The organism is Microbacterium sp. Leaf179, from assembly GCF_001423785.1.
In the GTDB taxonomy this organism is placed as follows: domain Bacteria; phylum Actinomycetota; class Actinomycetes; order Actinomycetales; family Microbacteriaceae; genus Microbacterium.
The window spans coordinates 718,997-739,609 of sequence record NZ_LMPH01000001.1; the positions used below are offsets into that span (position 1 = coordinate 718,997).

A 20,613-nucleotide genomic window follows, 5' to 3' on the forward strand; every position below is an offset into this window, starting at 1 on the left:
ATGGGGGAGCGAGCCGTGCTCGCCGAGGTCGCCGACCTCGCCGCGGTCCTGGCGCTCCACGCCGCACTCGCCGCCGATCCGCCCGCCGGCGTCGACGAGCTCGTCCCCGCTGCGCGGACCGTCCTCGTGGGGTTCGATCCCGCTCGCACGTCGGCCGACGCCGTCCGCTCCTGGATCGTGGCCGCCGCCGGCACGACCCCGGATGCCGTCGCACCCGGCCCCCTCGTCGAGGTGCCGGTGCGCTACGACGGCGCCGACCTCGACGACACCGCCGCGCTCCTCGGCATCCCCGTCGCCGATCTCGTGGCCCGCCACGCCGGGGCGGAGTGGACGGTGGCGTTCACGGGCTTCGCCCCCGGGTTCGCCTACCTCGTCAGCGCCGATTGGCCGTTCGACGTGCCGCGCCTGACGCAGCCGCGCACCCGCGTGCCCGCGGGGGCGGTGGGTCTGGCCGCGGAGTTCAGCGGAGCGTATCCGCGCGAGACCCCCGGCGGCTGGCGCCTGATCGCCTCGACCGACGCCGTGCTCTTCGATCCGGATGCCGCCGACCCGGTGCTGCTCCCACCTCGCTCGCGCGCGCGGTTCGTGGCGCAGCGCGCCCGCGTCGCCGCCGCCGCACCCTCCGCGCCGGGATCGGGGGCGAGCGGAGGGCGAGGGACGAGCGGAGGAGGGGATGCCGGTGACTCGCCCTCCCCTCCTCCCTCGCCCTCCCTTCGCCCCACGCCGGAGGCGGACTCCCCGCCCGCCCTCCGCGTGCTCGCCCCCGGCGGCTTCACCACCGTGCAGGACCTGGGTCGACCCGGCCGTGCCGCCCTCGGCGTCGCGCGCTCGGGCGCCGTGGATCGCGCCGCGCTCCGCATCGCCAACCGCCTCGTCGGCAACGACGAGGGTGCCGCGGGCCTCGAGATCGCCCTCGGCGGTTTCGGCGCCCGGGCCGAGAGCGACACGTGGGTGTGCGTCACGGGCGCGTTCGCCGAGGTGCGCGTCGACGGGAGGACCGCGGATGCCTACGCGCCGGTGCTCGTTCCCGCCGGAGCCGAGCTGCAGATCGGGGCCGTCCGCGCCGGGCTGCGCTGCTACCTCGCCGTGCGGGGCGGCGTCGTCGCGCCGGTGGCGCTGGGCTCGCGCGGGACCGACGTGCTGGCCGGGCTCGGCCCCGCGCCCCTCCGCGCGGGTGAGGGCGTTCGCGCGGGGGACCCGGCATCCCCGATCCCGGTCGTCGACGCGTTCCCGTGGTCGGTGCCGTCGACTGTGATCGACGTGCGCATCACCGCCGGTCCCCGCGCCGACTGGTTCGCTCCCTCGGCGTGGCCGACGCTGGTCGACGCGGAGTGGACCGTGTCGACCCACTCCGATCGCGTGGGCATGCGTCTCGACGGACCCCCGCTGGAGCGCACGCGTCACGACGAGCTGCCCAGCGAGGGCATGCGCCCCGGCGCGATCCAGGTGCCGCCGCACGGGCGACCGGTGGTGCTGCTCGCCGACGGTCCGGTGACCGGGGGATACCCCGTGATCGCCGCGGTGACGGATGCCGCGCTCGACGCGCTGGCGCAGGCGCGGCCGGGTGATGCCGTGCGATTCCGGCGTGCCTGACCGCCGATTCGGCCGCCCCGCCGGACAGGCGTGCGCGTTTATACCGCAGGTGTGCGAGGTCGTCAAGAATCGGACTGGACACGGCGCGTCCTCCCGCGTATGCTTGGACTTTGCGCTCCTCGATTCCCCCTGCCCTCATATGGTGGTCGGCTGAGCCTGCCCGTCCCCGCATCATCGCGGTGTGCGACGGTGGGTTTTCGGGGCAGGAACGCACTCCACCTGACGACAAGGAATCACGAGCCCCTCGCCCGGGCTTCTGGAGGTTATTCCCTTGGCTGCTGCGAACACCGCATCCACCACCACCACCCCCAAGAGCGGACGCGGCGCATCCCGCCTCTCGTTCGCCAAGATCTCCGACAAGCTGACCGTTCCCGATCTGCTCGCCCTGCAGACCGAGTCGTTCGACTGGCTCGTCGGTAACGAGGCCTGGAAGGCGCGCGTCGCCGAGGCTCAGGCCGTCGGCCGGACCGACGTCCCCGAGATCAGCGGTCTGGAAGAGATCTTCGAGGAGATCTCCCCGATCGAGGACCTGAGCGAGACCATGCAGCTCTCGTTCACGAACCCCTATCTCGAGCCCGAGAAGTACTCGATCGAAGAGTGCAAGGAGCGCGGCAAGACGTACGCCGCCCCGCTCTACGTCGAGGCCGAGTTCATGAACCACCAGACCGGTGAGATCAAGACCCAGACGGTCTTCATGGGCGACTTCCCGCTCCAGACCGACAAGGGCACGTTCATCATCAACGGCACCGAGCGTGTCGTGGTTTCGCAGCTCGTGCGTTCGCCCGGTGTCTACTTCGACAAGACCCCCGACAAGACGTCCGACAAGGACATCGTGTCGGCCCGCGTCATCCCCTCGCGAGGCGCCTGGCTCGAGTTCGAGATCGACAAGCGCGACCAGGTCGGCGTGCGCATCGACCGCAAGCGCAAGCAGTCGGTCACCGTCTTCCTCAAGGCCCTCGGCCTGACCAGCGAAGACATCCTCGCCGAGTTCGCCGGCTTCGACTCGATCGAAGAGACGCTCTCGAAGGACACCATCCTCACGAAGGAAGATGCCCTCCGCGACATCTACCGCAAGCTGCGTCCGGGCGAGCAGGTCGCCGCCGAGGCCGCCCGCGCGCTGCTCGACAACTTCTACTTCAACTCGAAGCGCTACGACCTCGCCAAGGTGGGTCGCTACAAGATCAACCAGAAGCTCGGTCTCGACAAGCCGCTGAGCGACTCGGTGCTGACCGTCGACGACATCGTCGCCACGATCAAGTACATGGTGCGTCTGCACCGCGGCGACGCGTCGTTCGACGGCGTGCGCGGTGGCCAGTCCGCCGACATCCGCCTCGACACCGACGACATCGACAACTTCGGCAACCGCCGCATCCGCGCTGTCGGCGAGCTCATCCAGAACCAGGTCCGCACCGGTCTGTCCCGCATGGAGCGCGTCGTCCGCGAGCGCATGACCACGCAGGACATCGAGGCGATCACGCCGCAGACGCTGATCAACGTGCGCCCCGTCGTCGCCGCGATCAAGGAGTTCTTCGGAACCTCGCAGCTGTCGCAGTTCATGGACCAGAACAACCCGCTCGCGGGTCTGACCCACAAGCGTCGCCTGTCGGCGCTGGGCCCGGGTGGTCTGTCGCGTGAGCGTGCCGGCGTCGAGGTCCGTGACGTCCACCCCTCGCACTACGGCCGTATGTGCCCCATCGAGACGCCTGAAGGCCCGAACATCGGTCTGATCGGCTCGCTCGCCTCGTTCGCGCGCATCAACGCGTTCGGCTTCATCGAGACCCCGTACCGTCGCGTCGTCGACGGTCGCGTGACCGACCAGATCGACTACCTGACCGCCAGCGAAGAGAGCGACCACATCGTCGCTCAGGCCGGTGTCGCGCTGCAGGCCGACGGTCACTTCGTGGAGGACCGCATCCTGGCCCGCCGCGGTCAGGGTGGCGAGGTCGACCTGTTCCCGAACGACGAGATCGGCTACATGGACGTCTCGCCGCGCCAGATGGTGTCGGTGGCGACCTCGCTCATCCCGTTCCTCGAGCACGACGATGCCAACCGCGCCCTCATGGGTGCGAACATGCAGCGTCAGGCCGTGCCGCTCGTGCGCAGTGAATCGCCCATCGTCGGAACCGGTATGGAGGGCTTCGCCGCCATCGACGCCGGTGACGTCGTCACCGCCGACAAGGCCGGTGTGGTGCTCGAGGTCTCGGCCGACGTCGTGACCGTCCAGCTCGACGAGGGTGGCACGCAGGACTACTTCCTCCGCAAGTTCGACCGCTCCAACCAGGGCACGTCGTACAACCAGCGCGTGGTCGTCTCGGCCGGCGAGCGCATCGAGGCCGGCGAGGTCATCGCCGACGGTCCCGCGACCGAGAACGGCGAGCTCGCCCTCGGCAAGAACCTCCTCGTGGCGTTCATGACCTGGGAAGGCCACAACTTCGAGGACGCGATCATCCTCAGCCAGGACCTCGTGAAGGACGACACGCTGTCGTCGATCCACATCGAGGAGTACGAGGTCGACGCGCGCGACACCAAGCTCGGTAAAGAGGAGATCACCCGTGACCTCCCCAACGTCAGCCCCGACCTGCTGAAGGACCTCGACGACCGCGGCATCATCCGCATCGGTGCCGAGGTTCGCCCCGGCGACATCCTGGTCGGCAAGGTCACGCCCAAGGGCGAGACCGAGCTCTCGGCCGAAGAGCGTCTGCTCCGCGCGATCTTCAACGAGAAGAGCCGCGAAGTCCGTGACACCTCGCTGAAGGTGCCCCACGGCGAGCAGGGCACGATCATCGCCGTCAAGGAGTTCAACGCCGAAGACGGTGACGACGAGCTCGGCTCGGGCGTCAACCGCCGCGTCGTGGTCTACATCGCCCAGAAGCGCAAGATCACCGAGGGCGACAAGCTCGCCGGCCGCCACGGCAACAAGGGTGTCATCGCCAAGATCCTCCCGATCGAGGACATGCCCTTCCTGTCCGACGGCACGCCGGTCGACATCATCCTGAACCCGCTCGGTATCCCGGGTCGAATGAACTTCGGCCAGGTGCTCGAGCTGCACCTCGGATGGATCGCGCAGCAGGGCTGGAAGGTCGAGGGCACGCCCGAGTGGGCGACGAACCTGCCCGAGGCCGCTCGCGAAGCAGCCCCCGGCACGAAGGTCGCCACCCCGGTATTCGACGGTGCGTTCGAGGCCGAGATCGCGGGTCTGCTCGACTCGACGATCACGAACCGCGACGGTGACCGTCTGGTCGACTCCACCGGAAAGACGCTGCTGTTCGACGGCCGCTCCGGAGAGCCGTTCCCGGCGCCCATCTCGGTCGGCTACATGTACATCCTGAAGCTGCACCACCTCGTCGACGACAAGATCCACGCGCGTTCGACGGGCCCGTACTCGATGATCACCCAGCAGCCGCTCGGTGGTAAGGCGCAGTTCGGTGGTCAGCGCTTCGGAGAGATGGAAGTGTGGGCGCTCGAGGCCTATGGTGCCGCGTACGCGCTGCAGGAGCTCCTGACGATCAAGTCCGACGACATCCTCGGCCGCGTGAAGGTGTACGAGGCGATCGTCAAGGGCGAGAACATCCAGGAGCCCGGCATCCCCGAGTCGTTCAAGGTGCTCATGAAAGAGATGCAGTCGCTCTGCCTGAACGTCGAGGTCCTCTCGGCCGACGGCACGGTTGTGAACCTCCGTGACACCGACGACGACGCCTTCCGCGCTGCGGAAGAGCTCGGCATCAACATCTCCAGCCGCTTCGAGTCCTCGTCGATCGACGAGATCTGAGCTCCTAGCTCAGCGACCCAGCTCAGATTTCAGAGAATTCCGACACAGGAGAACCAGTGCTCGAATCAACCACTTTTGATCAGATCCGTATCGGTCTGGCCACCGCCGACGACATCCGTCGTTGGTCCTTCGGTGAGGTCAAGAAGCCCGAGACGATCAACTACCGCACGCTGAAGCCCGAGAAGGACGGCCTGTTCGGCGAGCAGATCTTCGGGCCCTCCCGCGACTGGGAGTGCGCCTGCGGCAAGTACAAGCGCGTGCGCTTCAAGGGCATCGTCTGCGAGCGCTGCGGCGTGGAGGTCACCAAGAGCTCCGTTCGTCGCGAGCGCATGGGCCACATCGAGCTCGCCGCGCCCGTCACGCACATCTGGTACTTCAAGGGCGTCCCCTCGCGCTTGGGCTACCTGCTCGACATGGCGCCGAAGGACCTCGAGAAGGTCATCTACTTCGCCGCCTACATGGTGATCTCGGTCGACGAAGATGCTCGTCACCGCGACCTCGCCATGCAGGAGAACAACATCCGCCTCGAGCTGAAGACGCTCGGCGACCGCCGCGATGCCCGCATCGCCGCTCGCCTGGCCAAGCTCGAAGAGGAACTCGCCGCCCTCGAGGCGGAAGGCGCCAAGGCCGACCAGAAGAAGAAGGTCAAGGACGCCGCCGAGAAAGAGATGACGGCCACCCGCAAGGGTGCCGACGAGCAGATCGCCAAGCTGGAGCGCGTGTGGGAAGACTTCCGCACGCTCGAGGTCGGTGCCCTGAAGCCCGAGGACGACGTCTTCCACGAGCTGCAGGACCGCTTCGGTCAGTACTTCGAGGCCCACATGGGCGCGGAGTCGATCAAGCGTCGCCTCGAGATCTTCGACCTGGCCGCCGAGAGCGAGAACCTGCACCTGCAGATCTCCGAGGGCAAGGGCCAGCGCAAGATCCGCGCGATCAAGCGACTCAAGGTCGTCAACTCGTTCCTGCAGACCGGCATGTCGCCGGCCTCCATGGTGCTCGACGTCGTTCCGGTGATCCCGCCGGAGCTGCGTCCCATGGTGCAGCTCGACGGTGGCCGCTTCGCGACCTCCGACCTCAACGACCTCTACCGTCGTGTGATCAACCGCAACAACCGCCTCCGTCGTCTGATCGATCTCGGTGCCCCCGAGATCATCGTCAACAACGAGAAGCGCATGCTGCAGGAGGCCGTCGACGCCCTGTTCGACAACGGCCGCCGTGGTCGCCCCGTCACCGGTACCGGCAACCGCGCCCTGAAGTCCCTGAGCGACATGCTCAAGGGAAAGCAGGGTCGCTTCCGCCAGAACCTGCTGGGCAAGCGCGTCGACTACTCGGGTCGTTCGGTCATCATCGTCGGACCCCAGCTCAAGCTCCACCAGTGCGGTCTGCCCAAGCAGATGGCTCTCGAGCTGTTCAAGCCCTTCGTGATCAAGCGCCTGATCGACCTGGGTCACTCCCAGAACATCAAGGCCGCCAAGCGTGCGGTCGAGCGCTTCCGTCCCGAGGTCTGGGACGTGCTCGAAGAGATCATCCGCGAGCGCCCCGTGCTGCTGAACCGTGCACCCACCCTGCACCGTCTCGGCATCCAGGCGTTCGAGCCCCAGCTCGTCGAGGGCAAGGCCATCCAGCTGCACCCGCTCGTGTGCGCGGCGTTCAACGCCGACTTCGACGGTGACCAGATGGCTGTCCACCTGCCCCTGTCGGTCGAGGCTCAGGCCGAGGCCCGCGTGCTGATGCTCGCGTCGAACAACATCCTGAAGCCGTCGGACGGCCGTCCGGTCACCCTGCCCTCGCAGGACATGATCATCGGTCTGCACCACCTCACCACCCTCAAGGAGGGTGCGTCGGGCGAGGGCCGTGCGTTCGGTTCGGTGGGCGAAGCGATCCTGGCCAAGGACGAGGGCACCCTCGACCTGCAGGCCAAGGCGCGCATCCGCATCCCGGGTCTGACGTTCCTCGAGGGCCAGGCGCCCGAGGGCTACGAGAAGCACGGTCTCGTCGACGCCTCGCTCGGTCAGGCGATCTTCAACGACACCCTCCCCAAGGGCTACCCGTTCGTTCGCGAGCAGGCCGACAAGGGCAAGCTGTCGCAGATCGTCAACAAGCTGGCCGAGGAGTACCCCAAGGTCGAGGTCGCGGCATCGCTCGACCGCATCAAGGACGCCGGCTTCTACTGGGCCACGCGCTCCGGTGTGACGGTGGCGCTGAGCGACATCCTCACGCCCCCCAACAAGGGCGAGATCGTCGCGGGCTACGAGAAGCAGGCCGCGAAGGTCCAGGCGCAGTACGAGAAGGGTCTCACCACCGACGCCGAGCGTCGTCAGGAGCTCATCAAGATCTGGACCGAGGCGACCGACGAGGTCCAGAAGGCGATGCGGGACAACTTCCCCGCCGACAACACCATCAACCGCATGGTCTCGTCGGGCGCCCGTGGTAACTGGCTGCAGATCCGCAACATCGCGGGTATGCGCGGCCTGGTGAACAACCCCAAGGGTGAGATCATCCCGCGTCCGATCATCTCGTCGTACCGTGAGGGTCTCTCGGTCGCCGAGTACTTCATCGCGACGCACGGTGCTCGTAAGGGTCTGGCCGACACCGCTCTGCGTACCGCTGACTCGGGTTACCTGACCCGTCGTCTGGTGGACGTCTCGCAGGACGTCATCATCCGCGAGGAAGACTGCGGCACGTCGAAGGGCCTCGAGCTCCCGATCGCCGCGGCCGACTCGAGCGGCGCGCTGGTCATGGATGCCAACGTCGAGAACTCCGTGTTCGCCCGCACGCTGGCGACCGAGGTCGTCGACGCGCAGGGCACGGTTCTGGCCGAGGCCGGCGACGACGTGGGCGACGTGCTCATCGACAAGCTGGTCGCCGGTGGCATCGAGTCGATCAAGGTCCGCTCGGTCCTGACGTGCGACTCCGCCGTCGGTGTGTGCGCGAAGTGCTACGGCCGTTCGCTCGCGACCGGCAAGATCGTCGACATCGGCGAGGCCGTCGGCATCATCGCGGCCCAGTCGATCGGTGAGCCCGGTACCCAGCTGACGATGCGTACCTTCCACACCGGTGGTTCCGCGTCGGCCGACGACATCACGCAGGGTCTGCCCCGCGTGCAGGAGCTCTTCGAGGCCCGTACCCCCAAGGGTGCGTCGCCGATCGCCGAGGCCGACGGCCGCATCACGATCGACGAAACCGACAAGGCCAAGAAGGTCATCCTCACGCCCGACAACGGCGACGAGCCGGTGGTCTACCCCGTCCTGAAGCGCGCGACGCTCCTGGTCGAAGACGGCCAGCACGTCTCGGTGGGTGAGCCCCTCCAGGTCGGAACGCTCGACCCCAAGGAGGTCATGCGCGTGCAGGGTGCCCGCGAGGTGCAGAAGTACCTCGTGAACGGTGTCCAGGGCGTGTACCGCTCGCAGGGTGTGCCGATCCACGACAAGCACATCGAGGTCATCGTCCGTCAGATGCTCCGCAAGGTCACCGTCGTCGACCACGCCGACACCGACCTGCTCCCGGGTGAGCTCGTCGACTTCAAGCGGTACCAGAACATCAACCGCGCGGCGGTCGGCGAGGGCAAGCGCCCCGCGTCGGGTCGTCCCGAGCTGATGGGTATCACGAAGGCGTCGCTCGCGACGGAGTCGTGGCTGTCGGCCGCGTCGTTCCAGGAGACCACCCGCGTCCTGACGCAGGCGGCCATGGAGGGCAAGAGCGACCCGCTCGTCGGCCTCAAGGAGAACGTCATCATCGGAAAGCTCATCCCCGCCGGAACCGGACTTGCGAAGTACCGCAACGTCACGGTCGAGGCGACGGAAGAGGCCAAGAGCGAGCGGTACCCCAACCGCATCTTCGCCTCGGACGGCGCGTACAGCGACGCCGACCTGAGCTACGTCGATTTCGACAGCTTCTCGTCGGACGACTTCACGCCCGGTACGTACAACTGAATCGACGGATGCCGCACCTCGGTGCGGCATCCTGATTCCCCGAAGGCCCCCGGTTCACGCCGGGGGCCTTCGTCGTGTCAGCGGGGATGGCGTGCGTGACCGGATCATGTCCGCGCACGGCGGCGGTCGCGACCGCGCCCCGTTCCGTCGATGCGAAAGCGCACGCGGGTCGGGCTCGCTCCCACGGCGTGTCGAGGACCGCTTCGGCGGGGGGAGTGCGCCTACCGTGGTCGAGGAGGAACGAATGGCTCGAATCGGGGGGCGGAGCCTCTGGCTCGCATGGCCGGCCGGACTGCTGTCGGCGGCCGCCGTCGCCGCGCTCTTCGTGCTCGCGGCCCCCGGGGTCCCCGCGCTGGTCACGTTCGTCGGTGACACCCTCCGCGCCGCCACTTCGTCCTCGCCCGCCGCCGCTCCCGAGCCGGTCGGGCCCGCCGAAGACTGTCGGCATCTGTACTCGCAGCCCCTCTGGTCGTCGCTGGTCTGGTCGCCCGAGGCCCTGCTGTCCCAGCGGCGCACGCCGGCGCTGTCGACGCCCGAGGCCGTGGCGGCGGCGTCTCCGACCGTCGTGGTGACGTGCCACTGGCGGGGCGAGAGTGGACGCTTCGTCGAGACGACCGTGTCGACCGTGACGCCCGAGGCGGCGACGGCCGTGCCCGCCGTCTTGACGGCACAGGGCTTCGACTGCGAGACCGCCGAGGCCGCGACGCACTGCGAGCGGCAGGTGGGGGATCTCGTCGAGGTGCACGACCTGCGCGCGGACCGCTGGGTCTCATCGACCCTCTCGGGGTGGATGCCGACCGACTACGCCGCGATCGTGGCATCCCACGCCTTCGGCGAGTAGTACTCCTCCGCGCGCGAAGGGGGCGCTCAGGCCGACGGTGAGGGGGATGCCGTGGGCGACGGGGTCGCCGCGGGGAAGATCGAGGCGATGACGCTCGCCGTGTAGCCCGTGGGGGCAAGGTTCGAGTACTGGGTGTCGATGAGCACGCCGTCGCGCCAGAAGAGGGTGCGGCCGTCGTTGACGGGGTAGGTGTCGTTGATCCAGGTCTTCTCGCAGCGCGTGCCGTCGTCGGGCGTGTAGCAACTGAAGCCCTGCGTGGCCACGAGGTCGTTCAACATGTCGAGGGCGGGTCCGCGGTCCATCGCCGAGATGCGGGTGACGAGTCCCGTGGTGTCGGCGGCGGGGTCGCGCCAGATGCACACGAGGGTGCCGTCGTCGAGCGTGCCCGAGGGGCCGGCCGCCGGATCGTTCAGCGGCGTGGATCCGAGCTGGGCCAGCACGTCGGCCGACAGCAGGGCGCGGCAGTCGGTGGGAAGGGTCACGGGTTTCGCGGACGGGGTGATCGTGGGGATCGGTGTCGGGCTCGCGCTCGTCGCCGCGGCGCTGGGGCTCGCGGGCGCGGCGTCGCCGCCGGTCTCGGGGGCGCACGCGCTGAGTGCCAGCGCGGCGACGCCGATCACCGCGATGGTGGCGACCTGGAGGAACGGGCGACGGGGCATGGGAACACCCTAAGCGCCGCCGCAGACACGGTCGAGACGCGGATCGCACGGCACGCCTGCGCGCTCGGGCGCGGTGCCCGGGATAGCCTTGCGCCGCAAGCACCGCGTGAGGAGACACCGATGAGCGACCACCAGTCGTACGGCAACCCCGTCGACGAGCCCAAGGATGAGCCGCGCGACGTCGTCGGGCAGGCCCACGAAGGCCTCGCCGATGCCGAAGCCGCCCGTCGTGACGCGGTCGACCCGGCGGTCGCCGAGGCCGCCTGGGACGAGCGCGAGGCGCACGAGCGCGACGCCACCTCCCTCGGCCAGCACGCCCCGGTCGAGCACCAGGACGCCGGCGACTCGTCGGCGCGGGGCGAACACCCCGCCCCGGTGGTGCACGACGCGTCTCCGGTCGAGCCGGTGACCGCGTCGGCATCCGCCGGTTCGTCCTCCGGCGACCTCGACGACGAAGACGCCCGCTGGGCCGCCTACGCCGCGTCGGCCGAGCCGGAGCCCACCACGACCTCGCGCACATCCGACACGACGCCCACCACCGAGGCGCCCCGGTACGACGATGACCGCACGACGGCGTATCCCGCCGCCGCGGGGGTCACCGCCGCCGGCGCCGCCACCGCGGCGACCACCCCCGTCGCGTCCTCCGTCGCCGACGAGCCCACCCGCGTCGTCGGGGGCCCTCAGCCCATCTTCGTGCAGGCACCCGAGGCGCCTCGCCCGCGCGGCAACCGCGGCGCGGCCGGCGCGATCGGCCTGCTCGCCGCCCTCGTCTTCGCCGTGCTGTACCTGGCGGCCACGCTCGGTCTGCGTCTGCTGACCGGTGACGTGCAGGTCGCCGACCTCGGCCAGGCCGCGCTGTCGACGCTGGCCACCTGGGGCCTGTGGGTGCCGACCGTCGCGTTCTACTTCGGTTTCTGGTTCCTCGGCGCGCTCATCAACCGTGGACGCTGGGGGCACTGGGTCGTCTGGGGCCTCGTCGTGGGCGTCATCGCGTGGCTCGGGCACCTGCTCGGCGTGCTGCTGGCCGCCCCGTTCTGGATGGTCACCGCGCGCGCGTCGGCCGAACTTCTCCGCGACAACGCGCTGGTGCCCCTGGCCATCGTCGCCTTCGTGCTCGGCCGTGAGCTGACGATCTGGTTCGGTGCGTGGGTCGCCGCGCGCGGTCGCCGCGTCACCGAGATCAACGCCGAGGCGCAGCGCGAGTACGAGCGCACGCTCGAAGCGGGTCCTCAGCTCGCGGGCTGACGGATGCCATGACGAACGAACCGCGACCGGCCGGGGTGACCCCGCCGGTCGCGGTCGTTTTCGCGTCGGTGACGTTCATCGCGTTGTCGATCGGCGGGCTCGGTGTCATGAGCCTCGTGCTCGACGCCGACGTCATCCCCGTGCGCGGGCTCGGCGCGATCCCCGGCGTGATCGGGCAGCTGCTGGCGCTGCTGGCGTTCGCCGGCGTGCTGTGGTGGGGCCTGCGCGCCGACCCGCCGGGGTACCTGACGGCGGTGCCCTGTGCGGTCGGCGCGTACGTCGGCGAGGTGCTCGGGATCGTCGTCGGCGCGATCGTCGGGGGTGCCGACCCCGCCCGCGGGCTCGCCGCCGCCGGCAGCGTCGCCCTCGGCTTCCCGGGTGCGGTCGTCGCGGGTGCGGGCCTGCTGGCGGGCCTGTTCGGGGTGCTGCTCGTCCGCTCGCGGTCGAACGGCCCGCGGTGGCGCTGGGAAGACGACGACGAGACGCGCTGAGACGTCGACGACCGGGGCGGGCCTGTCGTGCCGCCCGGGGATGCCGACGCGCCCGGTCGCGGCATCCTGACTTCTCCGGGCGTGTCGCACTAGCGTAGGGGCCGTGGAGCGGTCGCTCGAAAGCCAGGTCGGTCAGGCGGTGGATGCCTGGCTGCGTTGGCTGCCCCGGTGGGAGCCCGCGCATCACCGCGGCCGGGTCGCCCCGTGCCGTCGCTGTTTCGGTTCGCCCGTGCTCTCGGCGGCGGGGCTCGGGTCCGACGTGCCCCACGGGGTGCAGCACGGCCTGTCGACGCGGGTGAAGGCCATCGTCGATCACGCGGTCGCCGACTACACCGCCCGAAACCTCCCCATGCTGCAGAACGAGCTCGATCAGCAGGCCGATCGCAACCGGCGGCGGTCGTATCGGCCGGCCGAGGGGCTCGAGCCGGAGTTCGAGGGGATGCCGCTCGACCCCGACCCCGAGCCGGGTTCGCCGTTCCTGTTCACGTTGACGGGCCTGGCCGCCGAGGAGGAGGCGTCGCTTCCGGTCCTGCCCCCGCTGTCGGATGCCGCGAAGGCGGCGCTGCGGCAAGAGGTGGGCCTCGCCGACGACTACGCCAACATGATCGGTCGCGAGGTGTGCACGGTGTTGCTGCATCATCGGCTGCGCATCCAGGCGGCGGTCGCCGAGTACGTGGAACCGCAGATCGCCGCGATGCTCGACGACCTGACGCGTTCGCTCGACGCCCCGTTCGATCCGCGCGAACCGGGCCCCTCGGCATCCTGAATCTCACGGCCCGGGAAACGCTCCCCGAGGCGGTCGCGGCGCTCGCGGCGTGCTGTGGGGGAGGGGTGGTGGGGACGAGCTGCGGGGCACACAAAGGCGCTTTTGTTAGCATGCTCCAGTTGTCCGCCCGCTGAGTCGCGGGCGCGTCGTCCGGGAGGGGGCTCGATGCCGCAGCGGCTTCCGTCGTCGCCGCCCATCCTGCCCGGGCTGGCCTACATCCGCCCGCTCGGCTCGGGCGGCTTCGCCGACGTCTTCCTCTACGGGCAGGACATGCCCCGCCGCGACGTCGCGGTCAAGGTCCTGCCCAGCGATGCGCGCGACGCCGACCTGCTGCGCATGTTCAACGCCGAAGCCGACGTGCTCGCGCACCTGTCGGCGCACCCGTCGATCGTGACCGTCTACCAGGCGGGCATCTCCGCCGACGGGCGGCCCTACATCGTCATGGAGTTCTGCCCGGGGTCGCTGGCGCAGCGCTACCGCGTCGAGCGCATGCCCGTGGCCGAGGTGCTCTCGATCGGGGTGCGCATGGCGGGAGCCCTCGAGTCGGCCCACCACGCCGGGCTCATCCACCGCGACGTCAAGCCCAGCAACATCCTCGTCACCACCTTCGGTGCCCCGGTGCTCGCCGACTTCGGCATCTCGTCGTCGCTCGCGCCGCACGGTGCCGACGAGATGCTGGCGATGTCGGTGCCGTGGAGCGCTCCCGAGGTGGTCGCGGAGCAGACCGCCGGAACCGTCGCGAGCGAGGTGTGGAGCCTCGGGGCCACCGTGTACTCGCTGCTGGCGGGGCACAGCCCCTTCGAGCGCCGCGAACGCGGGCAGAACTCGCGCGAGCAGCTGCGCCGCCGCATCGCCCGGGCGACGTACACCGACATCTCGCGCACCGACGTCCCGCCCTCGCTGCAGGCGGTGCTGGCGACGGCGATGTCGCGCAACCCCGGTGATCGCCAACCCAGTGCCCGCGCGTTCGGCGAGGCCCTGCAGCGGGTGCAGTCCGAGCTCGGATCGCCGGCCACTCCGCTCGAGGTGCCGGCGGCCGAGTGGACGCCCGGTGCGCGCACGGTCGACTTCGCCGACGCCACCCAGCGCGGGCCGGTGCGCTCGCGCCTCGAACGCGAGGGATCCCGCAAGGTCCGCGGCGCGTCGGGCATGGCGGGTCTCGCGCGCGACGAGGACACCGACATCGCCTCTCCCGCCTCGCCGACGTACCGGGTGCTGCCCTGGGTGCTGGCCGGCGCCACGCTCGTGACCGCGGGCGCCGTCGCCGTGGCCGCGCTCTACGCCACGGGGGTGCTGTGATGAAGCGCCGTACCCTCGTCGGTCTGGGCTCGAGCCTCGCGGCCGTCGCCCTCGTGGTGACCGCCAGCATCGTCTGGCCCGGTCTCGACGCCCAGCAGACGCCCGAGGTCGACACGTCGGTGTGGGCGCTGCAGACGGGCGAGGGGCAGCGGTACGCCCGCGTGAACACGACGGTGGGCGAGCTCGACACCGTCCGCACCGCGGGCAACCCCAGCCAGGTGGCCCAGAGCGGCGACGGGGCGTACCTCTTCACCGACAGCTTCAGCAAGCTCACCCGCATCGATGAGGCCCAGCCGATCGATCTGCAGCGGGAGCAGCTCGAGTCCGCGCCCGACACCCCGGCCGGCACGACGTCGGTGGTGACGGCGGGCGACTACGCCGTGTACCGCACCGACACCGGCACGCTGTTCGCGGGTCGGCTGAGTCGGGCCGGTCAGAGCACGACCGAACTCGATCCCTTCGGAACGGCCGGCGACGAGGGCGCCCAGTCCTACACCGCGGATGCCATCGCGCTCGACGCGAGGGGAATGCTCTTCGCGTACTCCTCGGCGGACGCCTCGGTCATCCGATACGACCTCGAGGCCGACGAGGTTCGAGCCCGCGATGTTCTCGACGTCGACGTGGCGGCCCCCGTGCTGTCGGCGGCGGGAGACGCCTGGGTGCTCGTCGACCCCGACGCCGGACGCGTCTGGGTCCGAGGGGCGGACCCCGTCGACATCGACACGGGCGAGCAGACGGTCGTCGGTGAGGCCGACGCCGATGCGCGGTCGGTGTACATCGCCGACGAACAGTCGCTGTGGAGCGTTCCCGCCGACGGATCGGAACCCCGTCGCGAGGTGGGCGGTGGCGGCGCCGTGCTCGGTCAGCCCGCGCGACCGCTCACCCACCAGGGCGTCGCGTACGCGGCATGGCTGCTGCCCGGAGACGCGCGCGGCACGCTGTGGCGCTCCGACCAGGGCGAGACCGACCTCGACTACGGCGGGGCGACCATGCCCGACCAACGGCGACCGGTCTTCGTCGCGACCGACCACGCCGTGATCCTCAACGAGACGCGATCGGGGTGGGTGTGGACGGTGCCCGACGGCGCCCTCGTGGCCTCCAGCCAGAACTGGTCGCTCGACGACCGCACCGAGCAGGCGGCCGTCCAGAGCGAGGAACAGCTCAGCGTCGTGCTCGACCCGAAGCCGCCCGTCGCCGAACCCGACTCCTTCGGCGTGCGCGCCGGGCGCCTCGTCACGCTTCCGGTGCTGCTGAACGACCACGACCCGAACGAAGACGTGCTGAGCATCGTGGCCGAGAGCGTCACCGGTCTCGACCCCGGCTTCGGCTCCCTCACCGTCACCGACGCCGGGCAGCGCCTGGCCGTGCGGGTGACGCCCGGGGCGACCGGGACGGCGACGTTCTCGTACGCCGTGACCGACGGCACCACGGCCGATGGGCTCACCTCGCCCCCCACCACCGTGACCCTCTCCGTCTCGCCCGCCGACACGAACTCCGCCCCCGTCTGGTGCGGCGTCGAGACGTGTCTGCAGCAGTGGCCGACCCCCGAGGTCGCGCGCGGGGGCACCATCACCGTCCCGGTGCTGCCCGGGTGGGTCGACCCCGACGGAGACCCGCTGCTGCTGCTGTCGGTCGACAACCCGGGCGGCGTCGGCACGGTCGCCGCGACCCCCGCCGGCGACGTCGTCTACCAGCACGCCGACGACGGCTCCGGCGGCGAGCAGAACGTCCAGCTCGACGTCACCGTGGCCGATACCGCGGGAGCGACCACGACGAAGCCGCTCATCATCCGGGTGGCGCCCGACCCCACCCTGGCCGTGCAGTCGTTCACCCGGCTCGACACCGCCGGCTCGTCGCTGACCGTCGACGTCGGGCCCCACGTGACGGGAACGGCCGGTGACGTCACCCTGACCTCGGTGCGCGTGCTCGACGAGGCCACCGCCAACGCCACCGTCGTGGGCGGCAGCACCACGTTCGATTTCTCGGCGTCGCAGCCGGGGGTCTACCGCGTCGACTTCACCGTCAACGGCGGAGGACGCGACGCCAACGGCACCGCGCGCATCACGCTGCTCCCGGGCGATGCCCCCGCGCAGCTGTCGACCTCGCCGGTCGTGGCGTTCGTGCGACCGCAAGAAGACGCCACTCTCGACGTGTTCTCGGCCGTGTCCAACCCCACCGGCCGAGTCCTGCTGCTCAGCGACGTGCAGCCGGCCGCCGAAGACGGCGCGTCGTTGACCGTGGACACCGTCGGGCAGAACGATCTGCGCGTCTCGGGCAGCACGGCCGACGGCAGCGCGGGTCTGCTCGGAACGGTGGGGTACACCGTCAGCGACGGCACCGACGACGAGGGATCCCGGGTGACCGGCGAGGCCACCGTGTACCTCCTTCCGCCCGCCCCCGAGATCGCGCCCATCGCGGTCGACGACACCGTGACGGTGCGCGCGGGCGCGCAGATCGACATCCCCGTGCTCGACAACGACATCTCGCCCGCCGGGGGACGACCCACCCTCGACCCGTCGAGCGTGCAGGCTCAGCCGGCCAGCGACGCGCTGGCCTTCGCGTCGGCCGGGGTGCTGCGCTACCTCGCTCCCACCGCGCCGGGGTCGTACGAGGTGACCTACCGCGTCTTCACGACCGGCACCCCGGCGCTCTGGGACGAGGCGACGGTGCGCATCACGGTGCTCGGCGGCGAGGCCAACCGCGCCCCGCTGCCCGACACGCTCGAGGGCCGCGTCCTCAGCGGCGGGACGACCACGGTGGAGTTCCACGGCTTCGGCGTCGACCCCGACGGCGACGCCGTCACCCTCGATCGCATCGTGAGCCAGCCCGACCGGGGTACGGCATCCGTGACGCCGGACGGTTCGTCGATCGTCTACTCGTCGGTACCGGGCGACCGGGGGCAGATCACGTTCCGCTACCGGGTCTCCGACACCTCCGGCGCGACCGGTGAGGGCACGGTGCGCATCGGAGTCCTCGACGCCGAGGCCAACCCGAGTCCCATCACCTTCACCGACTACGTGCAGGTGCAGGCGGGGGCCGACAGCGAGATCCGCGTCAGTCCCCTGGCCAACGACATCGACCCCACGCAGGGCCGCCTCACGCTCACCGGGGTGCGCCCCGATCTGCCGCAGACCCTGGTCGACGGCAGCGACAACCCGGAGTACGCGCGCCTGAACGGTTTCGTGCGGACACTGACCGACACGGGCGTGGTCCTGCGCGCCGGTGAGTCGCCCGGCACGATGTCGTTCCTCTACGACGTCGAGTCGGACTCGGGCAACACCGGGCGCGGGCTCATCGTGGTGAAGGTCGTGCGCGAGAGCGTGCCCGATTACCCCGTCGTCGCCGACACCGTGCTGACCGTCGAGAACCGCGACGACTTCACCTCGGGCGTCGACGTGCTCGCGGGCAAGGCGACCTGGTCGGCGGGCGACGTCGGGTCGCTCGACGTGGCGCTGTGGGGACAGCCCGCCGACCTCCGCGTCGACGGGCGGAAGATCTCGGGCGAGCTGCCCGCCACCCGCCGCGTCATCCCGTTCGCCGTCTCGGGCCGCTCGGGTGACACCGACGTCACCACGTACGCGTTCCTGCGCGTGCCGGGCGACGACGATCTGAGCCTGTCGCTGCGCCCGGGCATGGCCCAGCGCGTCGACGAGCTCGCCTCGGTCGAGTTCGACATGGCCTCGCTGGTGGCCCTCCCTCGACGCGCGACCCTCGAAGTCGGCCCCGACGTCACGACCACCGGGGCCCGCGCCGAGGGCCGCTGCAGCGTGACCGGATCCGTGGTGCGCTACGACGCGGGTACCGGTTCCCCCTGGACCGATGCGTGCCAGGTGCCCGTGCGGGTCGCCGGCACGCAGGACTGGACCGTGCTCTCGGTGCCGATCGGTGTGATCGCCCGCGATCCCCAGCCCGAGTTGCGGCCGGGCGCGCTCAGCGTCGGACCGGGCGAGACGGCGACCTTCGACCTGCGCAACATGACCTCGTGGCAGCTGGGGCGTGAGGACTGGGGCGCGATCCGCTACGCGCTGGAGTACTCGGGCTCGGCCTTCCAGGTCGCGCTCGACGGGTCGACGGTCACCGTGACCGGCACCGACCGCGCCGTGCCGGGTACCGACAACGCCGCCATCATCTCGGTCACCAGCCACAACGCCGTCGCCCCGGCCCGACTCGTGCTGCGCGTGGGCGCGGCCCCCTCGACCCTGCCGCAGGGTGGCACGACGTCGTCGCAGTGCTCGCAGGCCTCGGGGTCGAGCTGCAGCATCGGCGTCATCGGCATCACGGGTGAGGTCAACCCGCTGCCGCGCACGCCGCTCGAGGTCCTGGGCGTGCGCCCGACGGCCTCGTGCACCGGGGTGAACTTCTCGGTGGCGTCGTCGTCCAGCATCGTCGCGTCGTGGTCGGCCGATGCTCCCGGTGCGACCTGCAGCGCCAGCGTCACCCTGCGCGACGCGCAGGGGCGCACCACCGCCGCCACCCGCGACGCGCGGGTCGTGCTCGACCTGCTGGGCTACCCTCGAGGCCCCGCGAGCGTGCGGCAGACCGCGTACTCCGACGGCTCGGTGACCCTGCGCATCGACCCGGGCGAGGCCCGTCGCGCCTACCCGTCACTGGCCGGCTACACGGTGCGGTGGCGCGGCGAGGTCGTCGCGCAGTGCGGCCCCGACGGCGCCTGCCCGACCATCGCCGCCCCCAACGGGGAGCAGCGCGAGTACGTCGTCAACGCCGTGAACAGCGTGGGGGAGTCCACTGCGTCGGTGCGCACGACCGCCTGGGCCTATGACACCCCCAACCGCCCGGCGGGGGCGAGCTTCGAGCCCGTGCAGACCGGGGGCGACGGCAAGGTCGCCGACCTGACCATCACCGGCATCGAATCGGCCGAGACCGGCACGCTCGAGGTCAAGAGCGCCTCGGGTGAGACGAAGAAGGTCGACGTCGGCCGCAATCAAGACAGCGTCACGCTGCGGGGCTTCACCGTCGGCAGCAACACCGGCACCGAGGTGTCGGTCACGCCCATCTCGCGCTTCACGGTGCCCCCCGGGCTCGGCGGATCGCAGACCGGGCAGGCGCTGGTGTTCACGGCCCACGGGGTGGGAAAGCCCACGCAGCTGGAGCTGAAACTCACATCGACGCAGACCGGAGGCGGAAAGGTCACGATCAGCGCCGAGGGCTCCGCGTCGACCAACGGCGACGACTCGACCCTGCGCTACGGCTTCGCCCTCGACGGCGCCTGCCGTGTCGACGGCGAGAAGAAGCGCGCCGAGTTCCCCGGCAAGGACGACGGCCAGACGTACACGGTGCGGCTGTGCGTCGACTCGGTCTACGACGGGCGCGTGTACGGGTCGGAGACCATCGAGAAGTCGGTCGACGCCACGCAAGACCCCACCGCCCCGCGCGGGTACACCTTCCGGGTCGGAGCGAGCCCCGACGTGGAGGGCGACGAGGCGTACTGGCGGATCAGCGGCATCCAGGAGGGTGACGATCCTCCGCGCAACAACGAGACCGTCTACGAGAACTGGGGTCCCGGAACCAGCGTGTACGACCGCGACCCGAACATAGGCGTCTACTTCCAGCACAAGGTCTGGCCGACGCGGTCGAATCGCGGCTCGGTGGACGCGGCCTCCGGCAGCGCGCCCTACCAGGTGCAGGCCCGCGCCTCCATCGACTCCTGCGTCGCCGGGAGCCAGCTGAAAGCGGAGTGGGACACCAGCAACGGCATCGGCAACGGAACCCCGTCGTACGCCGGGGCGACCTACCGCGACAAGAACGGCAAGAAGCTCGACCCCCAGGACGATCCCCGCACCGTTCCCCGCGGCGCCGTCAGCGTCACGGGCGTGACCGTCAAGATCGACTGGTCGTCGCGCGACTGGGGGCTCGAATCCGCGACTCTCGAGGTCAACGGCTCCTGCGATCCCGGCAAGGCCGCCGAGCCCTCCCAGCCTCCCAAAGACACCCCGCCCGACTGACGCCCCGTCCGCCGACGTCCGGCACCCGACACCCCGCCCCCCCCGCCACAGGAAG

At 70.5% G+C, this 20,613-nt stretch carries 10 protein-coding genes; 9 read left to right on the plus strand and 1 reads right to left on the minus strand.

What is annotated here, in order from left to right; translation table 11 throughout:
• The 4 genes from ASF96_RS03325 to ASF96_RS03340 all read left to right on the plus strand — a co-directional run bounded on the left by ASF96_RS03325 (position 1) and on the right by ASF96_RS03340 (position 10,135).
• Positions 1–1,593, plus strand: coding sequence for an urea amidolyase family protein (locus ASF96_RS03325; RefSeq protein WP_200934061.1), 1,593 nt, complete (start codon positions 1–3; stop codon positions 1,591–1,593).
• 271 nt (positions 1,594–1,864) lie between these two features.
• The gene (gene rpoB, locus ASF96_RS03330; RefSeq protein WP_055833556.1) at positions 1,865–5,362 is read left to right on the plus strand and encodes a DNA-directed RNA polymerase subunit beta; all 3,498 of its coding nucleotides are present in this window, start codon (positions 1,865–1,867) and stop codon (positions 5,360–5,362) included.
• A 56-nt stretch (positions 5,363–5,418) separates the two neighbouring features.
• Positions 5,419–9,294: a DNA-directed RNA polymerase subunit beta' gene (gene rpoC, locus ASF96_RS03335; protein ID WP_055833560.1), complete on the plus strand. Its 3,876-nt coding sequence runs from the start codon at positions 5,419–5,421 to the stop codon at positions 9,292–9,294.
• 244 nt (positions 9,295–9,538) lie between these two features.
• Positions 9,539–10,135 (plus strand): hypothetical protein, encoded by a 597-nt coding sequence (locus ASF96_RS03340; RefSeq protein ID WP_055935931.1) that lies wholly within the window; start codon positions 9,539–9,541, stop codon positions 10,133–10,135.
• Positions 10,136–10,161: 26 nt separating this feature from the next.
• Here ASF96_RS03340 and ASF96_RS03345 read toward each other — a convergent pair whose 3' ends face one another.
• Entirely contained in the window at positions 10,162–10,794 is a 633-nt protein-coding gene (locus ASF96_RS03345; RefSeq protein WP_055935934.1) for a hypothetical protein, read from the minus strand.
• Between the two features lie 120 nt (positions 10,795–10,914).
• Between ASF96_RS03345 and ASF96_RS17315 the strand changes: the two genes are divergently transcribed.
• From ASF96_RS17315 to ASF96_RS03370, 5 genes are all read left to right on the plus strand, one after another.
• The gene (locus ASF96_RS17315) at positions 10,915–12,039 is read left to right on the plus strand and encodes a hypothetical protein (protein ID WP_055935938.1); all 1,125 of its coding nucleotides are present in this window, start codon (positions 10,915–10,917) and stop codon (positions 12,037–12,039) included.
• Positions 12,040–12,047: 8 nt separating this feature from the next.
• Entirely contained in the window at positions 12,048–12,530 is a 483-nt protein-coding gene (locus ASF96_RS03355; protein ID WP_055833572.1) for a hypothetical protein, read from the plus strand.
• Between the two features lie 103 nt (positions 12,531–12,633).
• A complete protein-coding gene (locus ASF96_RS03360; protein WP_055833574.1) occupies positions 12,634–13,296 on the plus strand; it encodes a hypothetical protein in 663 nt (220 codons plus the stop codon).
• Between the two features lie 165 nt (positions 13,297–13,461).
• On the plus strand, positions 13,462–14,595 hold the full coding sequence (locus ASF96_RS03365) for a serine/threonine-protein kinase (protein WP_055935941.1): 1,134 nt from the start codon (positions 13,462–13,464) through the stop codon (positions 14,593–14,595).
• Entirely contained in the window at positions 14,595–20,558 is a 5,964-nt protein-coding gene (locus ASF96_RS03370) for an Ig-like domain-containing protein (protein ID WP_055935944.1), read from the plus strand. The genes ASF96_RS03365 and ASF96_RS03370 overlap by 1 nt, the downstream gene beginning before the upstream one ends.
• Positions 20,559–20,613: the final 55 nt, after the last annotated feature.

Bases quoted from the DNA above. Each gene is read 5' to 3' on its own strand.
- ASF96_RS03325 (WP_200934061.1), top strand. From the start codon at position 1: ATGGGGGAGCGAGCCGTGCTCGCCGAGGTCGCCGACCTCGCCGCGGTC.
- ASF96_RS03340 (WP_055935931.1), top strand. From the start codon at position 9,539: ATGGCTCGAATCGGGGGGCGGAGCCTCTGGCTCGCATGGCCGGCCGGA.
- ASF96_RS03345 (WP_055935934.1), bottom strand. From the start codon at position 10,794: ATGCCCCGTCGCCCGTTCCTCCAGGTCGCCACCATCGCGGTGATCGGC.
- ASF96_RS17315 (WP_055935938.1), top strand. From the start codon at position 10,915: ATGAGCGACCACCAGTCGTACGGCAACCCCGTCGACGAGCCCAAGGAT.
- ASF96_RS03355 (WP_055833572.1), top strand. From the start codon at position 12,048: ATGACGAACGAACCGCGACCGGCCGGGGTGACCCCGCCGGTCGCGGTC.
- ASF96_RS03365 (WP_055935941.1), top strand. From the start codon at position 13,462: ATGCCGCAGCGGCTTCCGTCGTCGCCGCCCATCCTGCCCGGGCTGGCC.
- ASF96_RS03370 (WP_055935944.1), top strand. From the start codon at position 14,595: ATGAAGCGCCGTACCCTCGTCGGTCTGGGCTCGAGCCTCGCGGCCGTC.